General features: G+C 48.2%; 2 rRNA genes (1 of these 2 cut by a window edge). Both read left to right on the top strand.

The annotated features are described in order from the left end of the window. Positions 1 to 1,676: ribosomal RNA gene (locus ACJJI8_RS00010) — 23S ribosomal RNA — on the top strand (it extends 1,206 nt beyond the left edge of the window). Positions 1,677 to 1,879: 203 nt separating this feature from the next. Further along, positions 1,880 to 1,995, top strand: a 5S ribosomal RNA gene (gene rrf, locus ACJJI8_RS00005). Positions 1,996 to 2,500 lie beyond the last annotated feature (505 nt).

The raw sequence follows: 2,500 nt of genomic DNA, 5'->3' as shown, positions 1-2,500 counted from the left end.
CTGCTGGAGGTATCACAAGTGCGAATGCTGACATGAGTAACGATAAGGGAGGTGAAAAACCTCCCCGCCGGAAGACCAAGGGTTCCTGTCCAACGCTAATCGGGACAGGGTTAGTCGACCCCTAAGGCGAGGGCGAAAGCCGTAGTCGATGGGAAACAGGTTAATATTCCTGTACTCGCTATTACTGCGACGGAGTGACGGAGAAGGCTAGGCCAGCATGGCGATTGGTTGTCCATGTTTAAGGTTGTAGGCTGGGGACTTAGGCAAATCCGGGTCCCTAAGGCTGAGAACTGATGACGAAGCCCACTTAGTGGGTGAAGTGGTTGATGCCCTGCTTCCAGGAAAAACTTCTAAGCTTCAGGTAATAGTGAATCGTACTCTAAACCGACACAGGTGGTCAGGTAGAGAATACCAAGGCGCTTGAGAGAACTCTGGTGAAGGAACTAGGCAAAATGGTACCGTAACTTCGGGAGAAGGTACGCCGGTTTTGGTGATGGGACTTGCTCCCTAAGCTGAGGCCGGTCGAAGTGACCAGGTGGCTGCGACTGTTTATTAAAAACATAGCACTCTGCAAACTCGTAAGAGGACGTATAGGGTGTGACGCCTGCCCGGTGCCGGAAGGTTAATTGATGGGGTTAGCTTCGGCGAAGCTCTTGATCGAAGCCCCGGTAAACGGCGGCCGTAACTATAACGGTCCTAAGGTAGCGAAATTCCTTGTCGGGTAAGTTCCGACCTGCACGAATGGCGTAACGATGGCCACGCTGTCTCCACCAGAGACTCAGTGAAATTGAAATCGCTGTTAAGATGCAGTGTACCCGCGGCTAGACGGAAAGACCCCGTGAACCTTTACTACAGCTTTGCACTGAACTTTGAGCCTATTTGTGTAGGATAGGTGGGAGGCTTTGAAGCAATGACGCTAGTTGTTGTGGAGCCGTCCTTGAAATACCACCCTGGTATGTTTGAGGTTCTAACTCTGGTCCGTTATCCGGATCGAGGACAGTGTATGGTGGGTAGTTTGACTGGGGCGGTCTCCTCCCAAAGAGTAACGGAGGAGTACGAAGGTGCACTCAGCATGGTCGGAAATCATGCAATGAGCATAATGGTATAAGTGCGCTTGACTGCGAGACAGACATGTCGAGCAGGTACGAAAGTAGGTCATAGTGATCCGGTGGTTCTGTATGGAAGGGCCATCGCTCAACGGATAAAAGGTACTCCGGGGATAACAGGCTGATACCGCCCAAGAGTTCACATCGACGGCGGTGTTTGGCACCTCGATGTCGGCTCATCACATCCTGGGGCTGAAGCCGGTCCCAAGGGTATGGCTGTTCGCCATTTAAAGTGGTACGCGAGCTGGGTTTAGAACGTCGTGAGACAGTTCGGTCCCTATCTGCCGTGGGCGTTGGAGATTTGAGAAGAGTTGCTCCTAGTACGAGAGGACCGGAGTGAACGAACCTCTGGTGTTCCGGTTGTCACGCCAGTGGCATTGCCGGGTAGCTATGTTCGGACGGGATAACCGCTGAAAGCATCTAAGCGGGAAGCCTCCTTCAAGATAAGATCTCCCTGAGGCCTTGAGCCTCCTGAAGGGCCGTGGAAGACTACCACGTTGATAGGCTGGGTGTGGAAGCGTTGTGAGGCGTTGAGCTAACCAGTACTAATTGCCCGTGCGGCTTGACCATACAACAGAGATGGTTACTAACGACTAGCTAAGCTAGCGGATTGTGAGTTAGAGACATACGATCGCTTGCGGTGTATTACTACAGATTGTTTTACCGACTTATTTGGGGTTATCGCCGGTCAATAACATGACCGAGGCAAACAGCGATAACACGGCAGGCCAAGCACTTTGCTTATAAGACCAACGTCAACCCAAGCCAGTTTGCCTGACGACAATAGAGTTGTGGAACCACCTGATCCCTTGCCGAACTCAGAAGTGAAACGCAACATCGCCGATGGTAGTGTGGGGCTTCCCCATGTGAGAGTAGGTCATCGTCAGGCTTCTAATCCGAAAGGGCCACCCAATAGGGTGGCCCTTTTTTTATGGCTAAAAATATTTAAAAAAACAAAAAACAAAAAACAAAAAACAAAAAAATAAGAAAGAGAAAGCAGAAAATACTTGGCAGAAATTAAATGAAAAAAATAAAAGTAACTCTGAAAAACTTTTATGCTCAACTTTCTGTTTAAAAAATCAGTCAGTAATTAAAAAAAGAAAAACCTAAAACTACCTGAGCACCTTAAACAGACGCTCTCTTAAAAAGCCTATAAAAATAGGTCTTTACCTACCTCCGTAGCAAGCGCCTTTGTGTTCACTCAAAAAATAATCCAACAAAAATAACCCTCGTAAAAACCAGAAAAGTACCCATACCACTTCCGCCAAAAATTAAATTTAGCCGGTAAAAATATCGGTGATTTTTTAGTCTCTGCAGTAATCCCTTGTAACACGGGGCCTGCAGCCCGTTTATTAAAGTTATACACAACTCTATCCAGACTTTCTGTTAGTAAC

The sequence above is a fragment of the Microbulbifer maximicatervae (SeqCode) genome, assembly GCF_052467695.1.
The sequence above is the reverse complement of the archived record's forward strand: the minus strand, read 5'-3'. Positions and strand labels throughout refer to the sequence as shown.